At 32.8% G+C, this 21284-nt stretch carries 20 protein-coding genes and 1 CRISPR repeat array; of the genes, 8 read left to right on the top strand and 12 right to left on the bottom strand.

What is annotated here, in order from left to right; all coding sequences use genetic code 11:
* The first annotated feature begins 248 nt into the window (after window positions 1-248).
* Window positions 249-485, top strand: a complete 237-nt coding sequence (locus RRF69_RS08225) for a hypothetical protein (protein ID WP_316939336.1) — start codon at window positions 249-251, stop codon at window positions 483-485.
* On the opposite strand, the gene RRF69_RS08220 is transcribed toward RRF69_RS08225, so the two are convergent.
* Window positions 482-661 (bottom strand): hypothetical protein, encoded by a 180-nt coding sequence (locus RRF69_RS08220; protein ID WP_316939335.1) that lies wholly within the window; start codon window positions 659-661, stop codon window positions 482-484. The two genes, RRF69_RS08225 and RRF69_RS08220, sit on opposite strands and share 4 nt — an antisense overlap.
* Window positions 662-827: 166 nt before the next feature.
* Window positions 828-1025 carry a hypothetical protein gene (locus tag RRF69_RS08215; RefSeq protein WP_316939334.1) on the bottom strand — a complete coding sequence of 66 codons (198 nt, stop codon included), beginning with the start codon at window positions 1023-1025 and terminating at the stop codon, window positions 828-830.
* 20 nt (window positions 1026-1045) lie between these two features.
* Between RRF69_RS08215 and RRF69_RS08210 the strand changes: the two genes are divergently transcribed.
* On the top strand, window positions 1046-1384 hold the full coding sequence (locus RRF69_RS08210; protein WP_316939333.1) for a hypothetical protein: 339 nt from the start codon (window positions 1046-1048) through the stop codon (window positions 1382-1384).
* Between the two features lie 72 nt (window positions 1385-1456).
* A CRISPR array of direct repeats spans window positions 1457-3631; the repeat unit is 46 nt; unit sequence GTTGTGATTTGATTTCAATTTGTATTTTTATGTGAGAATTCACAAG.
* A gap of 118 nt (window positions 3632-3749) precedes the next feature.
* Here RRF69_RS08210 and cas2 read toward each other — a convergent pair.
* The 5 genes from cas2 to RRF69_RS08180 form a co-directional block, all read right to left on the bottom strand.
* On the bottom strand, window positions 3750-4091 hold the full coding sequence (gene cas2, locus RRF69_RS08205) for a CRISPR-associated endonuclease Cas2 (protein WP_316939332.1): 342 nt from the start codon (window positions 4089-4091) through the stop codon (window positions 3750-3752).
* 10 nt (window positions 4092-4101) lie between these two features.
* Window positions 4102-4992, bottom strand: a complete 891-nt coding sequence (cas1, locus tag RRF69_RS08200) for a type II CRISPR-associated endonuclease Cas1 (RefSeq protein ID WP_316939331.1) — start codon at window positions 4990-4992, stop codon at window positions 4102-4104.
* 1 nt (window position 4993) lies between these two features.
* Window positions 4994-5749 (bottom strand): hypothetical protein, encoded by a 756-nt coding sequence (locus tag RRF69_RS08195; protein ID WP_316939330.1) that lies wholly within the window; start codon window positions 5747-5749, stop codon window positions 4994-4996.
* Between the two features lie 214 nt (window positions 5750-5963).
* Window positions 5964-9575, bottom strand: coding sequence for a type II CRISPR RNA-guided endonuclease Cas9 (gene cas9, locus RRF69_RS08190; protein WP_410479454.1), 3612 nt, complete (start codon window positions 9573-9575; stop codon window positions 5964-5966).
* 438 nt (window positions 9576-10013) lie between these two features.
* A complete protein-coding gene (locus RRF69_RS08180; protein WP_316939329.1) occupies window positions 10014-10265 on the bottom strand; it encodes a type B 50S ribosomal protein L31 in 252 nt (83 codons plus the stop codon).
* A gap of 259 nt (window positions 10266-10524) precedes the next feature.
* Between RRF69_RS08180 and RRF69_RS08175 the strand changes: the two genes are divergently transcribed.
* The 5 genes from RRF69_RS08175 (at window position 10525) to RRF69_RS08155 (ending at window position 14618) form a co-directional block, all read left to right on the top strand.
* On the top strand, window positions 10525-11565 hold the full coding sequence (locus RRF69_RS08175; RefSeq protein WP_316939328.1) for a glutaminyl-peptide cyclotransferase: 1041 nt from the start codon (window positions 10525-10527) through the stop codon (window positions 11563-11565).
* Window positions 11566-11607: 42 nt separating this feature from the next.
* The gene (locus tag RRF69_RS08170; protein WP_316939327.1) at window positions 11608-12546 is read left to right on the top strand and encodes a hypothetical protein; all 939 of its coding nucleotides are present in this window, start codon (window positions 11608-11610) and stop codon (window positions 12544-12546) included.
* A complete protein-coding gene (locus tag RRF69_RS08165) occupies window positions 12527-13114 on the top strand; it encodes a hypothetical protein (RefSeq protein ID WP_316939326.1) in 588 nt (195 codons plus the stop codon). Before RRF69_RS08170 ends, RRF69_RS08165 begins: the two co-directional genes overlap by 20 nt.
* A gap of 119 nt (window positions 13115-13233) precedes the next feature.
* Window positions 13234-13914 (top strand): SDR family oxidoreductase, encoded by a 681-nt coding sequence (locus tag RRF69_RS08160; RefSeq protein ID WP_316939325.1) that lies wholly within the window; start codon window positions 13234-13236, stop codon window positions 13912-13914.
* Window positions 13915-14015: 101 nt separating this feature from the next.
* Window positions 14016-14618, top strand: coding sequence for a SprT-like domain-containing protein (locus RRF69_RS08155; protein ID WP_410479480.1), 603 nt, complete (start codon window positions 14016-14018; stop codon window positions 14616-14618).
* A gap of 88 nt (window positions 14619-14706) precedes the next feature.
* Here RRF69_RS08155 and RRF69_RS08150 read toward each other — a convergent pair whose 3' ends face one another.
* The 4 genes from RRF69_RS08150 to RRF69_RS08135 all read right to left on the bottom strand — a co-directional run bounded on the left by RRF69_RS08150 (window position 14707) and on the right by RRF69_RS08135 (window position 18478).
* Complete coding sequence (locus RRF69_RS08150; RefSeq protein ID WP_316939323.1) at window positions 14707-16164, bottom strand: DUF389 domain-containing protein; 1458 nt, start codon at window positions 16162-16164, stop codon at window positions 14707-14709.
* 46 nt (window positions 16165-16210) lie between these two features.
* Window positions 16211-16750, bottom strand: a complete 540-nt coding sequence (locus RRF69_RS08145; RefSeq protein ID WP_316939322.1) for a CIA30 family protein — start codon at window positions 16748-16750, stop codon at window positions 16211-16213.
* A 219-nt stretch (window positions 16751-16969) separates the two neighbouring features.
* Window positions 16970-17737: an ABC transporter ATP-binding protein gene (locus tag RRF69_RS08140; protein ID WP_316939320.1), complete on the bottom strand. Its 768-nt coding sequence runs from the start codon at window positions 17735-17737 to the stop codon at window positions 16970-16972.
* Entirely contained in the window at window positions 17738-18478 is a 741-nt protein-coding gene (locus RRF69_RS08135; RefSeq protein ID WP_316939319.1) for an ABC transporter permease, read from the bottom strand.
* A gap of 201 nt (window positions 18479-18679) precedes the next feature.
* Between RRF69_RS08135 and pafA the strand changes: the two genes are divergently transcribed.
* A complete protein-coding gene (gene pafA / locus RRF69_RS08130) occupies window positions 18680-20227 on the top strand; it encodes an alkaline phosphatase PafA (RefSeq protein WP_316939318.1) in 1548 nt (515 codons plus the stop codon).
* A gap of 2 nt (window positions 20228-20229) precedes the next feature.
* On the opposite strand, the gene ctlX is transcribed toward pafA, so the two are convergent.
* The gene (ctlX, locus tag RRF69_RS08125) at window positions 20230-21165 is read right to left on the bottom strand and encodes a citrulline utilization hydrolase CtlX (protein ID WP_316939317.1); all 936 of its coding nucleotides are present in this window, start codon (window positions 21163-21165) and stop codon (window positions 20230-20232) included.
* Window positions 21166-21284 lie beyond the last annotated feature (119 nt).

Genomic DNA, 21284 nt, shown 5'->3' with positions numbered 1-21284 from the left:
CAAGTTGCTAGTCCAACTAATACGGCCATTAGAGTTATTACTTTAAGTACTATTTCTGAGCCGCCAGGATCTCAATTGCAAAGACCCTCTGCTATTGGCGTGTTTGGTGGTTATCCACTTTTTATTAAAAAAAGATTTGTTCTCAAAATTACGATCAAACGCTTGAGTTAAATCGACTTCAACATCTTTTAAAATTTCGTTTAAAAACGATTTAGCATCCATATTATTTTTTTATTATATTTGAAGATATGAGTTTTTCTAATCATAATCTTAGAAAGTCAACGATTTTTGACTTAACAACAAATCTAGACATTATTGTTGGTGAATTTGGCATTTCTGAATCTGCTGAAGATTATAACAAAATTATTTCAATAGAAACTCGAATTAAAGATTTTTTAGACCTTTCAGAACTAACAAATGATTCTAAATTAAAAGAAGCAGTTCATAAGCAGTTCAAAGAAGAATTACTTGTTTTTGGTTTTTAATTTTTATCTAACTTCAATAGCTCACTATACCCATACTCTTCATGCACCAATGCTAAGCGTACAAACTCTGTTACATATTCTTTAGTCCGTTTAGAATTATTTACAATAGCATCAACTAAACCTGTTTTTTGAGAATTATAAGTTTCGTTTAATAGATGCTTTTCCACATCTGCCAAAACTTTTGATTTATTAGCTTTAGTTGTGAATTGATTTCAATTTGTATTCCAATGTATAAAATAGTTGAAGTAAAAGGATCTAAAGAAATACTATTAGGTTCAGATTGGTTTGGTGAAATAAACCTAAATAATAAAGATGAAAAAGAAAGATTTTTGAATTATTTGTTTAAGAAATAAGCCTCAACCATTTTGGTGAATACTTATCATATTGAGCTTTAGTAATATCATATACTTCTAAAGCTTCATCTAATTCAAAAACACCATCTTTTACAACAGAACATGCTGCATGTACTTTGTGAGAGATTTCAGTTTCAGAATCAATAGTGAATTCAGAATGCATTTTATCTGTAAGTTCTTCTTGCATAAATGCAAAAATACAAAAAAATGAGTAAAGAGATAAACATATTAAAATCTGCAGAAGATTACATCAATAATCATGATGTAGAAAAATCTGTTGAAGAATTGTTTATTGAGTTCAGAAAAATAGTTGACCTACATATAGAGTTTGAAAAATATTTAAAAGAAAATAAGTTAAATCAAAATCTAGAAAAAATGCAAAGAAGCAAAAGGCTGTTGGCAAAACGCAAACTATTTGCTGAATGGTATTTAGTGACAACGCAAAATGAATTGGACACAAAAGTTGTATTCATAGATCTGTCAGAATTCACTTTTGCATCTAAAAGGACTATTCAAAAAGACTTATCGAGTGAAGCTACGGTTTAATTTATTTTTTATCAATATTTTTTTTTATTAATAGCAATTATTTTTATTACTAATTAATAATCTAAATTATCTGTTGTGAATTGATTTCAATTTGTATTTTTATGTGAGGATTCACAAGCACACCCATTACCAGATCCAATTAAATTGGGTTGTGATTTGATTTCAATTTGTATTTTTATGTGAGAATTCACAAGTAGTCAACACCATAATTATCTCTTTATTTAGTTGTGATTTGATTTCAATTTGTATTTTTATGTGAGAATTCACAAGGGTAGACCCAAATTCATCTATTAATAATCCGTTGTGATTTGATTTCAATTTGTATTTTTATGTGAGAATTCACAAGAAAGCTTCTCAATTTATTAAAAACGGAGCTGTTGTGATTTGATTTCAATTTGTATTTTTATGTGAGAATTCACAAGGTGTATTGAAAATGAATAAAAAACGACTTTGTTGTGATTTGATTTCAATTTGTATTTTTATGTGAGAATTCACAAGATTTTAACGTGTCGTCCCTAGTGGCGTCCCGTTGTGATTTGATTTCAATTTGTATTTTTATGTGAGAATTCACAAGGATTTGGCATTAATGGAACAATGGTTGCAAGTTGTGATTTGATTTCAATTTGTATTTTTATGTGAGAATTCACAAGTTTGCCTGCATCATAAGTGAATATGTTTCGGTTGTGATTTGATTTCAATTTGTATTTTTATGTGAGAATTCACAAGAGAAATAAAGTTTAATCATGAAGTGAGCTAGTTGTGATTTGATTTCAATTTGTATTTTTATGTGAGAATTCACAAGTGAAGGGGCTGCAAATAACCTACTGCCTATGTTGTGATTTGATTTCAATTTGTATTTTTATGTGAGAATTCACAAGATTACGAAGGAAGTAAATCATCTGCCAAAGGTTGTGATTTGATTTCAATTTGTATTTTTATGTGAGAATTCACAAGTTTGCAATGATTTTGTTGTTGTTGTTGCTTCTGTTGTGATTTGATTTCAATTTGTATTTTTATGTGAGAATTCACAAGCTTTCGTACACATCCATTTTATTATTATCTGTTGTGATTTGATTTCAATTTGTATTTTTATGTGAGAATTCACAAGAAACACTCCTCTCGAATCTCTTTTACATCAGTTGTGATTTGATTTCAATTTGTATTTTTATGTGAGAATTCACAAGTAATGTCAGTGTAATCTCTGTAACCTTCTTGTTGTGATTTGATTTCAATTTGTATTTTTATGTGAGAATTCACAAGGCATTGAGCTGATTGTCATGCAAATCCTTCGTTGTGATTTGATTTCAATTTGTATTTTTATGTGAGAATTCACAAGGGAAGTATCTATAATCATTTAGAACACTCAGTTGTGATTTGATTTCAATTTGTATTTTTATGTGAGAATTCACAAGAGTTCTCTCATTTTTATTTCAATTAGTCTGTTGTGATTTGATTTCAATTTGTATTTTTATGTGAGAATTCACAAGTTGGCTTGTGGTTTTAATCCCACTTGTTCCGTTGTGATTTGATTTCAATTTGTATTTTTATGTGAGAATTCACAAGGTGTATTGAAAATGAATAAAAAACGACTATGTTGTGATTTGATTTCAATTTGTATTTTTATGTGAGAATTCACAAGTTCTAAAAATATAATTAGTTTCAGCAGTCCGTTGTGATTTGATTTCAATTTGTATTTTTATGTGAGAATTCACAAGGCCGAACGTGAGTTTAATGATGAAAGTATTGTTGTGATTTGATTTCAATTTGTATTTTTATGTGAGAATTCACAAGCCACGAAACCTTTAAAACAAAAGGTGGGGTGTTGTGATTTGATTTCAATTTGTATTTTTATGTGAGAATTCACAAGTGAAGGGGCTGCAAATAACCTACTGCCTATGTTGTGATTTGATTTCAATTTGTATTTTTATGTGAGAATTCACAAGAATTTTAATATTCTAATAATCAGATACTTAGTTGTGATTTGATTTCAATTTGTATTTTTATGTGAGAATTCACAAGTGACTGCTTTTGTGGTAGTGGAACTACTTTGTTGTGATTTGATTTCAATTTGTATTTTTATGTGAGAATTCACAAGGATCAGCTGTTAAAGTCATTTTTTTATGTTGTTGTGATTTGATTTCAATTTGTATTTTTATGTGAGAATTCACAAGGCTTTGATTAGTTATGCAGCTACAAAATCTGTTGTGATTTGATTTCAATTTGTATTTTTATGTGAGAATTCACAAGGTCAATCCCGTTGTACTGAGTAAAATCAAGCCATCGGGATTCTTTTTTGAAATCAAAAAAACACCCACATCTCAAATTTAAAATGATTGATTTGGATAATTTTTTATTTCTAATCCATTTAAAACAATTGTAATTGTTGTGATGGTTGCGGCATATCTACTTCTTTAATTCCATGAAATAGTTCCATATTTCCAAACTGTTTGTCAGTTATTTCTAAAATACACACCTTACCATGCTTGGGAAGACTCCTTTTTACACGTTTGGTATGTACTTTTGCATTTTCTCTGCTAGGGCAGTGCCGTAGGTAAATAGAAAACTGAAACATCGTAAATCCGTCATCAATTAATTTTTTCCGAAATTGGCTGGCCGCTTTTCGCTCTGTTTTAGTTTCGGTTGGTAAGTCAAAAAACACAAGTACCCACATAATTCGATAAGCGTTAAAACGATTTTCGGTTCGCATCAATAAACAATCAATCTAGTACAGGATATTTTATGAGTCTTAATTCTCCTGTATAGCATTTATAAAGACTGGCCGTAGTGGAGGTGACAGCTATTAATAAAGGTCTAACAATGCCGTCTATTTTTACATCCTGCGTTGCTATCGTCAAAAGATGCGCTTTTATTTCTTTTGTTAATTCCTCTTGAGTACCATGTATAGAAACATAATTAAAAACTAATTTATCTACAAAAGGTCTGTATGGCTCCATGATATCATCTGCCAAACAATAAGGGTTGTATTTATTACGGTGGTAAATCCCTAAAACGGGCAACAAACCACTACTTACTAAAGCTCTGGCAACAATACTGCGCAAAATGGCATATCCAAAATTCAATAAGTTGTTCGGTTCTTCCCCAAAACGGCTTCTTGAAAAATCATCAAATAAATGCTTCCAATAATATTGAGCCGCCATTCCTTCTCTATTTGTAGCATCGCCACTTTTCACGTCTAAGCCATAGTCAAGCATCGGTTTGTTTTTTTTATTGTTTAATGCTAAAAGTAACTGTTGGTTTTTTATTTTCTGCTCAACCGTCTGTTTCCATAATTGCTTTTTTAAAGGCTCAGAAGCTTGTAATTGGTATTTGATCCGTTCGGAATATTCTGAATGTCCATACAACGGCAACATTAGCCCTAACGGCAAATGATGTGCATCACAACTAACAACCGCCACATGATTCCCCTGTAAACGAATGAGTAATTGATTGCTAATAGTGATTTGAAAATGATCCAAAACCAACACTGCCATATCTTCAATAGGTACACTCCCTTTTGTCGTTTTGGTTTCGGCATCCTGAATCAGCATTTGATTTTGCTTCAGTTTTAAATAGGCAGCATTGCCAATATAGATAGTTCGTTTTATCATTTTAAATAATAATGTCGATAATATTCCCCAATCTATCCAGCTGTAATTTCCAAGCCCTATTTTTTATCATTAGCTGATTTAAACTTTTCTCCATTTTATTTAAGCTTGAAAATTCAAATTTATTCTTGATAGAGACTGCAATATCTGCTCTTATAAAAAAACATTGATTCCCTGTAGAGCTAACCATTTTATAAATTCTTGAAACCTGATCCTTTGATAAATTATTAAAATCTACCAAAGAGGTGTTTTCTAATTCTTCATCATTAGGGACATAAACCAAATCGTTAGGTGAAAGTGAAAAAAGAAAGTTTCCTTTGGTATTATCTGGCTGAATGGGAAGTCTTTTATCTTTAGGTAAATGAGCTGTTTGTTTTTGATGCTCAATAACCTCATTTAATGGTATTGTTTCAAACACTCTTTTTTGTTTACTTTCATCATAATAAACTGCAAAAAATAAATTAGTCCCTTTTGCAGCCTCAACAAACTTATTATTTTTAGCACCAGTTTGTCCAATCTTAAATTTGCTACCCTCTTCGTACAAACGTACTTTGTAAATGGGTTGGTGTTTTTTACCATTATTTAATATTTGGATGTTTTTATTCAAAGCTTCCACACCATCAGTATTAAACGCTAAATCAAAGCGCTCATCATTTTTATCATCGATATAATTTTTTAAATGATTTTCTAAAATAGCCTGAATGCCACTATCTGTTATTGCCTCCAATTGTTTTCTTGTAAATTTTTCTGACAATGCCACCCTTGTAGCGGTAGCGTTAGTTGTCCATTCAAAAACACGAACCTTAGTCACTTCACTTTGGTTTATTAATAAAGGGCTCTCTTTTAGATGCTTTTGTATCCGTTTTAAATCCCCATCAAAAACAACAGATAGACTTTTTACCTTCTCCCTAATGCTTTTATTTACAATAAGATCTGCCTTGTCTAAATAACTTAAAAGGTTACTCGTTCCTTTTTTAATCTTTTTTAATTTTAACGAACCCAGAAACGGTTTCTTTATGCATTGGCTTTCTAATCGCCCAATTATTTCCTATTGTTTGCTTAACTAATTCTTTTTTAAAAGCACCATTTTCTTGAGGTACCCATTGCCATGTTTTATTATTCGTTTTATTGATCACTCTCAAATTTTGCTTAAAACTAACAATCGTTTTTTCTAACTGCGCTTTGGCTTCTATAGCAAAATTGTTCCAAGGTATTTGAAAATGTTTTGTATAATGCCCCTGTTCATTCTTAATTAATAAACTGTCACGCAATCCAAAATTTTCCTTTTCTGCATGTAATGCGCTTAAATAATTTGTGTGTTTTTGAGTGCAACACGCAATAACTAAAGCATCTAAAGCATGGTGTCTATGGTCGATTCTTTTTTTATTAAACCCTCTTGAAATAGCATCTGGCACTTGTGTTCTAAACGCATTAATTTTATCATCCCAATACCCAAAATCGTTGGTATTTGTTAACGTATTTAAGCGTTTAAACCTTGGTGTTATTATTTCATTCCATTTATCATTTAAGCCCCAATCATGTTTCAGTTTAGAGGTAATTGCACCTGTAACAGGAATCAATCGTTTTGTTGTAGCATCTTTTTCACCATCATCACGAACAATATTACTCAGCAAACTTTTAATAAGTTTACTTATATACCTACTGTCGTTCAATTGACGGTTTATAAACCCTTCTGGTATGTCTTCTGATAATAGATTTTTAAGCTTTGTTCTGTTCTTTTTAAAGTATTGAGAACAATGGTCTTCGTACTGCTCAATGTTCAATAGCTTCACAGAATTACCATTACTCAAAGCAACGATGCGTCCGTTTTCATCTTTTAAAAATTCATAGGCGGTACGATTGTCTTTTAGCTGGTTTACTTCGCTTTCACAAATTATTTTATTTGACAATGAATTATCAAAATAGCGTGATTGTGGAATAATATGTTCTATTTGATAATCAATTGAGAACAATCTGCTTAATGGAATAATTTCTTTTGTGTAAGGCGAAATATAACCTTGTTCTAGCCATAATTTATACCTACTAATTTCTGCTTTTGATGGCGAACTGTTCTTTCGAATTTTGAGAATTTCATCCTCCGTTAGCTTTTGATAATTAACTTCTGGATTTTGATAAACACCTTCTTCATAAATTTTTAAAATTTCTTGATGACTTGAGGAATACGGACGTATATCATCATTAGATTCTAATTTCAGTTCCTCTAAAAGCGATTTTATTCTGGTATTGGTGTTTTCATTTTCTGTATTTCTATCAGACATTCTTTTTCGTTTGTCACTAGAATTTTTCATTTCTCTTCCAAGCTCAACATGAATTTCATTGAAAAAATCTTTTTCTCCATTACCAAAATGTTGCCAAATATCTCTTACGACTCGTAACGTTTCTGTAACAACTTGCTCGACGATTGGATTTCGCAAGCTATGTTGTTTAAATTCATCCAAGTAGGCTGTAATGTCTGAGGGTGAATTCCATTTTTTAATAGTTCCAACTTCGGAATGCCTTCCGTAAACAGCATAGCAAGCTTGATAGGTATTTAGTCCTGTTAATGGATTTTTATTTTTAAACGAAATAAAACTTTTTACAAATTGCTTTGGGATTTCATCATCAACGATGGTTTTTAATCGGTCATTTTTATCTTTTTCAAAAACCTCTTTATCATAATCAATGCTTTCTAACCGCTCTTGAATATTGCTAATTCTATTTTTTACTTTCTTAGGAATTTTAGTTTCATCCCAATACGTTCCCATTCGCATCAAGGGCAATAGTTTTTTAATTGCTTTTTCTGAATAAGCGCCATATTCATTTTTGAAAGGAGGATATTTTAAGAAACTCTCCACAAACGAAACTTCCTCTATATTGTTTTTTTGGGCAAATGTTTTTAATGCCGTACAGTATTGTTTTTTATCCTTTACAGAATAAATAATGTGCCATAATCTGTATTCAACTTCTTTGGATAAGAATTCATCAATCTGTAGATTTTCTATTTTCTTTAAGCGTGATAAAAAAGTTGCTCTAGTTTCGTTGGCGGGGTATTTCTTATCTTCTACATAGTTCCATCGGTAATTTGTTTTATTCCGTTTCTCAATTTTATCAATACCTATAAGATATTCAATAAGCTGTTTCTGTTCTATAGCTTTCGTAGTGTTTAAAAACTCAAATAAATTGACCCAATCTGTTTCGTTCTCAAAAAAAGTATCAGTTACATCTATATCTAATTTACCTTTTTCATTGCTTTCCTTTTGATAGATTTTTAAATTTCTTAAAAATTGCCACAACCGAAATTCTTGAAATAGAGGATGTGATTTTGGAATGCATTTTAAAGGCTGAGGTGCTTGTTTTACTCCATTTTTATAAAACTTCCTTGTTTCGTAAGGGCAATTAGAAATTGTAGATTTTTTACTTTTTAAAGGACGCTGATAAAAAATAATATCATCTATCAATAAGTATTCAAAATCTTTGTTTTTTATGTTATTTTGATGTGCTTCGTTTCTTGGATATAATTCATTTAAACAGGCTTCATATAGACTTCTGTCTTTTAACTCTGGATGGAATGTTACTTGAGTCTTTAAAATTTTATGTAGCTCTTCTTTATAGAATTTTCGTTCAATGGTTTTAACTAACTTACCACGTATTTTTTGTTTTGGATTCTGCAGAAGTGTTTCATAAATATATTCTCCTACCGTTTTATTACTCTTCTTTATATCCTGTTCTGTTTTCTCTTTTATAGCCATCCAATCTTTCTCAGAATCAACAATTTTAAAACTTCTTTTTACTTCTCCATTTTTAAGTAAAGATGTGGTTACAATAAACTCTTTTGTTTTATGTAGCCAATTTTCAGGTTTTGTAACTTGCTTTTCATATTTCCATCCATTATCAAAATAAACATCATACAAAACAGCTCCTGTTTTTTTTATGACCTCTCCTGAATTTTTTATTTCAGATACGAATAGAGTTTCGAAAGTTTTGTTTTTTTCTTTTTCACCGTCAGTATCTTCCATACCTCTTAACTGATAATACCCTCTTTTTTGATTGAAGTTTAATAGTACCCAAGATAATTCTTCTTTACTTATTTTTTTAGTAAGTGCTTTTTTTCGTAAATAATACAGTGTCCAATCTAATGGAATCTTAGAGTTTTGTTTTTTTTCTAAAAATTCATTTGTCATTTCCTGAAATGAATTCATAAATAAAAATTCATATTTTCCCTCAATTGTTTTCTTGTAGTTTAATTTTATTTCTTGCCCCTTTTTAAATTGTCCAAAATATTTTTCGAAATCTATGGCATTCGCATAATGTTTTGGTAAAAAATTCAAAATATTTAGAACTCGATGAAGCCGTTCTCTTCGTAATAAATTTCTTTGAGTCAAACGACGAACACCTCTATAACCTGTTCTTTCTGCTGTCTGTGAATGAGATTGCCCTGAATCAAATTTCCCTAGTACATCTTGTGACATGGGAATTATTCTACAGCCTAAGCCATTAATTTCTCCTTTTTTTCTTTCAAAATCTTGAGTTATTAAAGCCCATCCAATTGAATTGGTTCCAACATCTAATCCTAAGTTCCTTTTCATTGTATTATTTTTTTTACCATTAAAAACATATATGTACTCTTTCAATAATATAATGTTTATTCAAAAACCATAAATATATAAAATATAATTAATTATTTTTTATATATTTGGGTACATTTTGAAATCAATTCACAATAAGGATTATTCCGTTGTGAAAACATTCAAAGCGGCACTAAGAGTGTCGCTTTCTTTTTTCTGTAATAAATGAAGAGATTAATTTGGAGGATTACAAGAAGAAAATCCTCTTCTATTAAATAAATCACCCTAAGCTTGGGGGACAGGAAAGGGGGCTGATGGGAAGAGTGCCTGAAGCTAGCAACATGGCAAAAATACTGAGAGAACTATTTTTATGAACTTTATGTTGCGCAATATTTAAACCACAAAAAAAACTCTAACAAATGAATGTTAGAGTTTCTATTTTGTACAATTCTAAAAAGATTACTTTTTAAGTTTTGCGTATTTGCTTTTAAACTTATCGATACGACCTGCTGCATCAATTAATTTAGATTTACCAGTGTAAAATGGATGAGATGTTCTTGAGATCTCTAATTTTACTAAAGGATACTCTACACCTTCAACTTCTAAAGTTTCTTTTGTGTCTGCAGTAGAACGCGTTAAAAATACATCTCCATTAGACATATCTTTAAAAGCAATCATTCTATAATTTTCTGGATGAATTCCTTTTCTCATTGTATATAATTTTAATACTTTAATGTTATGTTTGCACATGTGAAAGTTGGTAAGGCTTCACAAACTCTAAATAACTACTATTGCTATTTTGAGGATGCAAATTTAACGTTATTTTTTAGTTTACAAATAAATAAATTGTTTTTATTTGATATCTTAGACCTTTTATGTCCAATTGGACATCTTTTAATGATATAAAATTGCTTTTAAATCTCATTTTTTACACATTACAAAACACCAAACATTGAAATTTACATACCAAATGAAAAATTATTCCATTATTATTTCTCTTTTTTTCCTTTTACTTCTGACCATAGCTTGTTCTGAAACTCATACTTTTATCCTAGAAACTCCTAAAAAGGTTTCTCCAAATAGCTCCATCACTTTAAAACTTACAGAAGCCAATAATCTTCCAATAGACAGCATTCATTTTTTTGTGAATGGACAGCGGATTTCATCTACAGATAATCTTGCACAATTCAACACCTCAAATTTAGGCATTGGAAAACATTCGGTTACTGCCTTGAGTTTTTATCCTGGAAAAACAAATAAGAAGAAGGGTTCTTTTGAGATTTTTCCTACAGAAAAACCAAGCATTTATACCTACAAAATTATCAATACCTACCCTCACGATACAAAAGCATATACTCAAGGCTTAGAATTCTACAATGGTTTCTTATATGAAACAACTGGTCACAGAGGAGAATCTACGCTAAGAAAAGTGGAACTAAAAACAGGAAAGGTTTTACAATCTGTTGACTTGTCCAACAGGTACTTTGGGGAAGGAATGACCATAATGGATGGCAAAATCTTCTGGTTGACTTGGCAAAACAAAAAAGGTTTTGTCTACGATTTAGAAACCTTTGAGCAAGAAAAAGAATTTCAATATGGCAAAAGCACACAAGGATGGGGATTAACTCACAATGAAACCGAATTGATAAAATCTGATGGCACTCATAAAATTTGGTTTTTGGATCCCGATACACAAAAAGAAATTCGTTCTATTCAAGTATACACCAATGATCGAGCATTGGACAACCTAAATGAATTAGAATATATCGACAATAAAATTTACGCAAATAAATACCTCAACAGTGCCATTATCATCATCAATCCAAAAACAGGAGTCGCAGAAGGAATTGCAAATTTAAAAGGACTGACCAAAGAAATGGAAAAAACACAAAAACTAAAACCAGAAGATGAAGTTTTGAATGGGATTGCTTTTGATGCAAAAACCAACCGTCTTTTTGTTACTGGAAAAAATTGGGGAAAATTATTTGAAATTGAACTGGTTCGAAAATAATAATTCTTCCATTAAAAAGTTATGCTCTAATAAAACAATTCCATGAGGTATCTATTGACTTTTCTTATTTGTGTACTACTCCTTTCTATCAGCTCTTGTAGAAAAGATTTTACCACATCTCCTAGTTTTGGAAAGCTAGAATTTTCTAAAGACACTGTTTTTTTAGATACTGTTTTCACAAATATTGGTTCAGCTACCTACAACTTAAAAGTTTATAACAGAAGTAACACTGACATTAGCATTCCCAATATTCAGTTAGAAAATGGGATGATATCCAATTACCGATTGAATGTAGATGGAATCGCTGGTAAAGAGTTTTTTGATATCAGTATTTTGGCAAAAGACAGTATTTTTATTTTTGTTGAAACTACGATTGATTTTTCCTCAGTGACAGATCCTTTATACACAGATCGAATTGTATTTGACAACGGCGATCAGGAGCAAAAGGTAGATTTGGTGACCCTAGTACAAGATGCACAGTTTATTTTTCCTAGTAGAAACCCGATCTCTATGAAAATTGATAGCTTAACCATAGACGGACAAGCCACAACTCTTAAAGGTCGTTTTTTAGAAGACCACGAACTTCGTTTCACAAATACCAAACCGACAGTCATTTATGGCTATGCAGCAGTTCCTTCTGGAAAAACCCTAACTATTGAAGCAGGTGCTAACATCCATTTTCACAACAAATCAGGATTAATTGTTGACAAAGGGGGTTCTTTAAAAGTCAACGGAACACTCTCGGAAAAAGTCATTTTTGAAGGTGACCGTTTGGAATATAATTTTCAAAATATCCCAGGACAATGGGGCACAATTTGGCTTCGAGCTGGAAGTCTCAATAATGAAATTCAACATGCTCAGATTAAAAATGGAATTATTGGGATTTTAATTGATAGTATTGGGACCTTGAACACGCCAACATTGAAATTGAAAAATACAGAAATTTTCAATCATTCAAACTTTGGCATTCGCGCTATGTGAAACCAACATCGAGGGAGTGAATGTTGTTATTGGATCTGCAGGACAAGCATCCTTAGCTGCTACTATTGGAGGGACTTATAATTTCACTCATAGTACTTTTGCAAATTACTGGAACAACAGCCAACGGCAACAACCGGCAGTTTTAGTGAATAACTATTACTCTTATACCGATGATACAGGTCATGAAATTTTTGAACCCCGAGATCTACATGCGGCAAATTTTACCAATTGTATTTTTGCAGGAAATGGAAATATTGAATTTGTTTTAGACAAAATTGAAGGAAGTTCTTTCAATTACAATACTCGTAATTCAATGATTCAATTTAATGACATCAATAAAGATTTTGAAAACATTGCTGAATTGGATTTTAGCAATTCAAATTATCAAAATGTCATTTTAAATGGAGATCCCGATTTTAGAAATCCTCAAGAAAACGACTTTATAATTGGTCAAAATTCAGCCGCAATTGGCAAGGCACTTCCTACCCTTTTCATCCAAGACCTTTTAGGCACTGACAGAAGCGTCAATCCAGATATGGGTGCCTATCAACATATTCTTTTTGAATAAGTTATCAAAACATAGCGACTTACCTTATATTTTTATCTACTAATCCTTTTTCATTTGTATGCAAAAGGATCATAAATTATGAATTTTTAAGTAAATTGCTGGTTCAAAAAAAGGATTCAATGAAAAATGTAGTTATTACGGGAACCAGTAGAGGAATAGGCTTTGAATTGGCGCAACAATTTGCAAACAACGGACATAATGTTTTAGCACTCTCTAGAAACACCTCTCCTTTAGACCGAGTAAATCACAAAAATATTACAACAATCTCTGTCGATCTCTCTCAAAATTCTGAGATCCAAAAGGCAATCGATTTTATAAAATCGGATTGGAAGCAAGTTGATATTTTAATCAACAACGCTGGAAAGTTAATCAACAAGCCCTTTACTGAATTAACTTCTGAGGATTTTTTAGAAGTCTACAAGGTCAATGTTTTTGGAGTAGCAGAAATTACAAAAGGGTTAATTCCTTTCTTACAAAAAGGAAGTCACGTAGTGACCATAAGTTCTATGGGAGGAATCCAAGGAAGTTCAAAATTTGGAGGCTTAGCAGCTTATAGTTCTGCAAAAGGAGCAGTGATTACACTCTCTGAATTACTCGCTGAAGAGTACAAAGAAGATCAAATAGCATTCAATGTGTTGGCTATTGGCGCAGTACAAACAGAAATGCTAGCAGAAGCTTTTCCTGAATACAAAGCACCTCTTTCAGCACAAGAAATGGCTGATTATATTTACGACTTCTCGCTGACAGGAAACAAATTTTATAACGGAAAAGTACTACAAGTATCATCTTCGACCCCATAGAGAGTAGCAGTGGGCAGTAGGCAGTTGCAGTGAGAAGAAGTTAAAACAACAATCAGATTTCAACACATAATACCCATATCACCCATTCCACACCCCTTGATATTGAAGGTTTCTCTTGGGCTCCATACGTACCAGGAAAAGCGATTCCTTTTGTTGAGTTCCTTCTACAACAACACAACTTTACGCTAAAAATTGTCAATCAACGACAAACAAAGCATGGAGATTTTAGGCAATTGTCTTCTGGGAAATTTCAAATTACGGTCAATAATAATTTGAATCCTTATCAGTTTTTACTGACCCTAGTGCATGAAATCGCCCACCACGTAACCCATCAAAAGTTTGGAAGAGTACAAGCACATGGAAAGGAATGGAAAACGGTCTTTCAACATTTAATGCTGCCTTTTATCCATCCAGAAATTTACCCTAAGGAGATACTACCGCATCTTGCTAACTATTTAAAAAACCCTAAAGCAAGTACCGATAGTGATGTAAACTTATCACTGGCACTCAGAGGAAATAATGCTGCTGTGGGAAAGAATTTTATTTTTGAGATTCCTTTTGGTAATTTTTTTGTCTTTAAAAATACTGTCTACCAGAGAGGAAATAAGCGCAGAACACGATATGAATGTTTGAATACGAGCAATAAAAAAGTATATCTATTCAATCAGAATGTAGAAGTACAGCTTCAAGAAACTCCAAACTAAATCTTTTTCTGAAATAAAAAAGTGTACCCCTCTGCATTTGACCATCAAAAACAATACGAGTACACCTCTTTAAACTACAACTATCCCCCTATTCTCTTCGAACAAAAAGGGTATCCAACTCCAGTTCTTTTTGTAGCCAATCTCTTAACTCGCGTTCTTTTGGAGAAATGATACTATCTGCCAATTTTATGTTCCATTTGATTGTGGCTGTAGGAATGGTATCAATTTTTATAAAATCTTTAGACGATAAAACTTTAGAAAATCCAAGCGCCTCTATATCAACATATCTTATTTTTGCTTCTTTGGCAATTCGACTAAAGGCCACTACATTCTGATTTTTACTCAGTGCATCTTGTTCAATTCTTGTGTTTAGATCAGAGATCGTTTCTTGTAAGCCTGTTATCTGCTTTTGCAAACCACTAATAATATTTTTACTTTCTTGAAGCTCTTCTCGCTTCTCTTTATATGCAGTCGTTATCAACTCAAAACTCTTGGTATCACTCCCTTTTATTTTTAGCTGAAAATCACCAATATTAGGATACAACGTCGTGTTGGTCAATTCATTCATCAAATCATTTTCTGTTGCCTCTGTAATTTCGTTGAAAAAATTCAAAAAGATTTCTTTCTTTTCAAGATCTTTTTCCCAATCCATCAATTGTAAATACTTATTCCCTTTGATTTCATTTTTAATAAAATCCGTAATTTGGGTGTCCATTTTATTTTTTTGAAATACAGAAATAAAAGTAAAAATTGCAGGGATCATTACAGACAACCCCACCACTGTTGCAATGGTTGAATATCGTTTTCTTGTGGCAGCATTCGCATATTTGTGCATTGGAAATCGCAATAATTTCAATACCAAAAAGGTTGCTAAAGCAATAAATATGGTGTTGATTGTAAACAAATACATTGCCCCCCAGAAATAAACAAAATTACCTTTTGCCAATCCGTACCCAGCGGTACATAATGGAGGCATCAATGCAGTTGCTATGGCAACACCAAAAATTACCGAAGCTACTGTACCTTTTTTAGTTCTTGCAACCATCAGCGCCAAACCACCAAAAAATGCAATCAACACATCTCGAATATCTGGACTCACCCGACCTAACAATTCAGAATTATCTTCACTTAAGGGAAAGAAATAAAAGAACAAGAATGAAGCGATCAAACTCAACGCAATCATTGTTCCTAAATTGATTAACGACTTTTTAAAAGTCATAAAATCATTCAATGCAAAAGACATTCCGATTCCTAAAATAGGCCCCATCAAAGGCGATATCAACATGGCACCAATCACAACTGCTGTAGAGTTCGCATTTAAACCTATAGAGGCCACAAAAACCGCAAAAATTAAAATCCAGGCAGTAGCACCTTTGAAGGGAATATCTGCTTTTATAGCTTCTATTGTTGCTTCATGATCTGTATCCTCTCTAAAGTCGAAGAGCTCGCCTATGAATTTTTTAACACTTTCAAAAAGACCTTTGGCATCATTTTGAACATCCTGTTTAGATTGCTCAATAGTTTCATTTGTTTTATTTTCTTCCATGATCGGGGTGTTGAGGTTGTTGAAATTCACAACAACATAAAGATACTTATTTTAACGAGATGACTGCAATTTCTAACTGAAACTCCTCTGCGACTTTATTACCTATTAAAAAAGCGACCTCTTCTATTGCATTCGGTTTTAAATTCGCCATTTGTAAAGTGCGCCCTCTAAATGCAGGATACATGTCGTTCATTGGAATCGTGATTGTTTGCCAATCGGAAGTGGTTTGAAAAACACCAATATATGAATGAGTATCGGTACGTTTTTCCTTTATCCGAAACTGGTATTTTTTTCCATCTCCTTTGATGCGCAATACAACATGGGTATACGAAGAAATCTTTTTCTCTTGAAAAGGATAGCGAACTGACGAGAATCCACCATAATTGTCCAGAGATACCTTTCCAGAAAAAACAGCGTTCCCTTCTTCATTCATTTGAAAAGACCCTTGGGATCTTCCCCCCATAACTCCATCGTCAACAATGCGCCAAGAAGAAATGTCTGAATTCTTGGTGAAATCAAAAATAATTGGCTCAGAGGTCTTCATATACAGCAGCAACGATAGAATTATAATTAGTTTATTCATCATATGACTGTAAATATCTTACTTTTTTAGATACAAAAAAGTCAAAAAAAGAAAAAACTCCATACATGTTGTACAGAGTTTTGTTGTGACCGGGCTGGGGCTCGAACCTGGGACCCTCTCCTTAAAAGGGAGATGCTCTACCAACTGAGCTACTAAGGTCAATTTTCTTCGTTTTAGCGGGTGCAAATATATGACCTTATTTAGAATATGCAAGACTTTCTTTTACTTTGTTTCATTTAAATAAGCCTTCCTTACTTTCTTGAATAAATTGGAAGAATACACAAAATCAACAATTGCCTCATTATCAGTTTTAAAGATTTCTTTTTTACTCCCTTCCCATGCTTTTTGACCGTTTTTTAAAAACACAATTTTTTTTCCAATTTCCATCACAGAATTCATATCATGAGTGTTTACAACCGTCGTAATTTGATATTCTTTGGTGATTTCTTGAATTAAATTATCGATTACAATCGCAGTTTGAGGGTCGAGGCCTGAATTTGGTTCGTCACAAAAAAGGTACTTGGGGTTCATTACAATCGCTCGTGCTATGGCAACTCTTTTTTGCATTCCACCCGAAAGTTCAGCTGGGTATTTTGAATTTGAATCCGTAAGATTGACACGATCCAAAACAAAATTTACACGGGCTAACATTTCCTTTTGTGATTTGTTTGTGAACATTTTTAAAGGAAACATCACATTTTCTTCAACAGTTTGCGAATCAAAAAGTGCTGACCCTTGAAATACCATTCCAATTTCTTGTCGCCACTTTCTTTTGCTTTCAATGGTAAATTCTGTATTGATTCTACCATCAAACGATATGGTTCCCGATTCTGGAACATGCAAACCAATGAGTGATTTTAAAAAAACTGTTTTCCCAGAACCACTTTGACCAATAATCAAACTAGTTTCTCCAGGATGAAAAGTCGTAGAGATTCCTTTTAAGACTTGTACATCTCCAAAACCTTTGTGTAAATCTTCAACTATTATCATCTATGTTAAAAGCATTTGCGTTAAAAAATAATTGGAAATCACAATCAAAACAGTAGTCCAAACAACTGCCTGTGTACTTGCTTTTCCTACAGCTAAAGAACCTCCTTTGACATAATATCCGTGATAGGCTGGAACTGTAGAAATTAGAAACGCAAATACCAACGTCTTAATGATTGCATAAAATAATAAAAAGGGATCAAAATCGGTTTGAATTCCTATGATATAATCTGTTCCTGTAAAGAGTCCAGACATTACACCCGCTAACCATCCGCCAAAAATTCCCAAAACCATTCCAAAACAAATTAAAAAAGGATAGAAAAATAGCGTGGCAATTATTTTAGGCAACACCAAATGGCTCAATGAGTTAATCCCCATGACTTCCAAAGCATCAATCTGTTCGGTTACACGCATAGTGCCAATACTTGACGTGATGTAAGAACCTACTTTACCAGCTAAAATAATAGAACAAAAAGTAGGTGCAAATTCTAAGATAATCGATCTTTTTGCTGCAAAACCAATTAAAGTATCCGGAATTAAAGGATCATCGAGATTTAGTGCCGTTTGTAAGGCAATTACTCCTCCTATAAAAAAAGAGATAAACAAAATGATCCCAAGAGATTTCAAACCCAATTCTTCAATGTCTTTAAACAAGGCTTCTCTAAAAACTCGAGGACGCTGTGGCTTTTTAAATACTTGCCGCAACATCATAAAATATTTACCAATATGTTCAAGATAATTCATTCAATTTTTTTCTTTTTGCTAAAGTATTAAAAAACCTGCAACTGAACATGAAATTATAGAAATCAAAATTTTAAAAATCGTACTTTTGAGAATCAATTAATGTTACTCAATTTTATGAAAAAACTATTATTCTCCCTTTTCGCTTTTGTTTTGTTTGGTTGTCAATTCAACAAAGAAACCCAAAAAAAACCCAGACTTGTAGTGGGTATTGTAATTGATCAAATGCGATATGATTATTTAACTCGTTTTGCAGACCGGTATTCTGAAGATGGTTTTCAACGATTATTACAGGAAGGATTTTCTTTAGAAAACGCTCATTATAGTTTAATCCCTACATACACAGCCGTTGGTCACGCCACCATTTTTACAGGCACCTCTCCTTCCGATCATGGAATTATCTCAAATAATTGGTATGACAAGTATGCAAAAAAAGAGATTTATTGTGTAGACGATTTCCAATACCAAACCATTGGAAACGACAGCAATGACGGGAAGAAATCTCCTCATAGAATGCTTACAACCACAATAACAGACCAGTTGCATTTGTCCCAAAATATGAAAGGAAAAATTATCGGTATTGCCATCAAAGATCGCTCTGCTATTTTACCCGCCGGACATACTGCTAATGGGGCCTATTGGTTTAGTGGAAGTAACTTTGGACAATGGGTTTCGAGTTCTTTTTATATGGATGCACTCCCAAATTGGGTGAATGAGTTTAATAATTCTAATAAAAATGATAGCTACCTGAGTCATCCTTGGGAGACGCTATATGACCTCAACACATATACACAAAGCATTGCAGACAACAATGCTTTTGAAGATCTATTCGCCGGAGAGCAAACCCCCACTTTCCCACATGATGTTCCTAACCTAAAGAAGAACAACGACAATTATAGTCTGATCAAAGCAATTCCTGCTGGAAACACCATGACTGCAGATTTTGCAAAAGCAGCTATTATTGGAGAACAATTGGGAAAATCCGAATTCACCGATTTTCTAACCATCAGTTTTTCTTCTACAGATTATATTGGACACCAATACGGCCCTGCATCGGTAGAAATAGAAGATACCTATTTGCGATTGGACAAGGATTTGGCAGACCTATTTCAAACCCTAGACAGCGAAGTTGGAAAAGGAAATTATAGTCTTTTTTTAACAGCAGATCACGCAGCTGTCCACGTTCCGTCTTATTTGCAGTCCTTGAAGATCCCTGCGCATTATTTTCGACAAAAAGACTTTATCGCATATCTTTCAACCCTAACCCAAAAATACTTTCAATCTGATCAGTTGATTGAAAATGTTTCCAATTATCAAATTTTTTTAAATCAACTGGTAGTAGAATCCCTTGGTTTGGATAAAAATACCGTTGCTCAAAAACTAGCCGATGAAGTCATTAATTATGATGGAATTTACAAAGCAGTCACAGCTAGAACCTTACAAACGAATCCTTTTTCGGAAGGTATTTTAAATTCCCTTCAAAATGGATACAATCAAAAATTTTCTGGAGACGTGATGTTGGTTCCGTATCCAGCAACTTTATCACGAGGAAAAACAGGAACGAGTCACGGTTCTGGATATTCGTATGATACCCATGTCCCAATTATTTTTTATGGAAATGGATTCAAAAAAGGTACTTCAGCAAAAAAATATGACATTATAGACATCGCGCCAACTATTGCCAATGTATTACAAATAGAAGCTCCCAACAGTACCACGGGCAAGGTCGTGTCAGAAGCTTTACAAAAATAGGATTATGCTTTCGGCAAAAAGACTTCTGCCATCATACAACGTGCACTTCCACCTCCACAGGCTTCAATCGTATCGAGAGGACTTGAAATAATAGGGCAATGTTTTTCTATTTGTATAATTTGTTCTTGGGTTAAAGAATCATGAGCCGCTTGACTCATAACTAAATATCGTTGGTCATTTGCTCCACGAACTTGTAGCATGTTTCCGGCAAAACTCGCCACCTGATCTTCAGTGATCGCAATGACTTGCTTGCCGTCCTCTTTTAAATTTTTAAGCAAGTTTTTGCGATCTTTTTTATCATCAATAGATGCTAAACAAATTACTGCAAAGGTTTCTGCCAGACACATCATCACATTGGTATGATAGATTTCTTTTCGTTTGCCTTCAACAGTTTGATTTGCGGTAAATACAACAGGAGTATATTCAAAGTCCTCGCAAAACTCGATAAAAAGATCTTCTTCTGCTCTAGGCGACAAAGCGCAATAAGCCTTCTGATTAATGCGGTCTAATAAAATACTCCCAGTACCTTCTAAAAACAAATGGGCCTCTTCTGCTGATGTGTAATCAACAATCGAATCTATTTTAAAACCTTTCGCCTCTAACTGCTCTAAAATATCTTCTCTTCGTTCTAATCTTCGATTTTTTGCAAACATCGGATACAAAGCAACTGTTCCATCTTGATGAAAAGAAATCCAATTATTTGGAAAAATAGAATCTGGTGTATCAAATTCTTTTGTATCCGAAATGACTTCTACAGCAATCCCATGATTGCGCAAAACGGCTACAAAAGCGTCAAATTCTGCCTGAGCTTTTGCATTGACTGTAGCTGGCAATAAACCATCGATAACTTTTTGATAGTAATTATTCACAGCGGTTTGTTCATTCATCCTAAAATCTATCGGACGAATCATTAAAATTGTATTGGTCGTTTGTTGCATTTGTTATTTTTAACGTAAGTGCAAAATTATACTTTTTTTAACTGGACATGCTCTTTTAGGAGATAAAAAATTATATTTGTCTATCCTCATAATTCTCTAATTTAAAAAAGATTCAAAAC

It is taken from the genome of Polaribacter sp. HL-MS24 (genome assembly GCF_032758595.1).
In the GTDB taxonomy this organism is placed as follows: domain Bacteria; phylum Bacteroidota; class Bacteroidia; order Flavobacteriales; family Flavobacteriaceae; genus Polaribacter.
The sequence above is the reverse complement of the archived record's forward strand: the minus strand, read 5'-3'. Positions and strand labels throughout refer to the sequence as shown.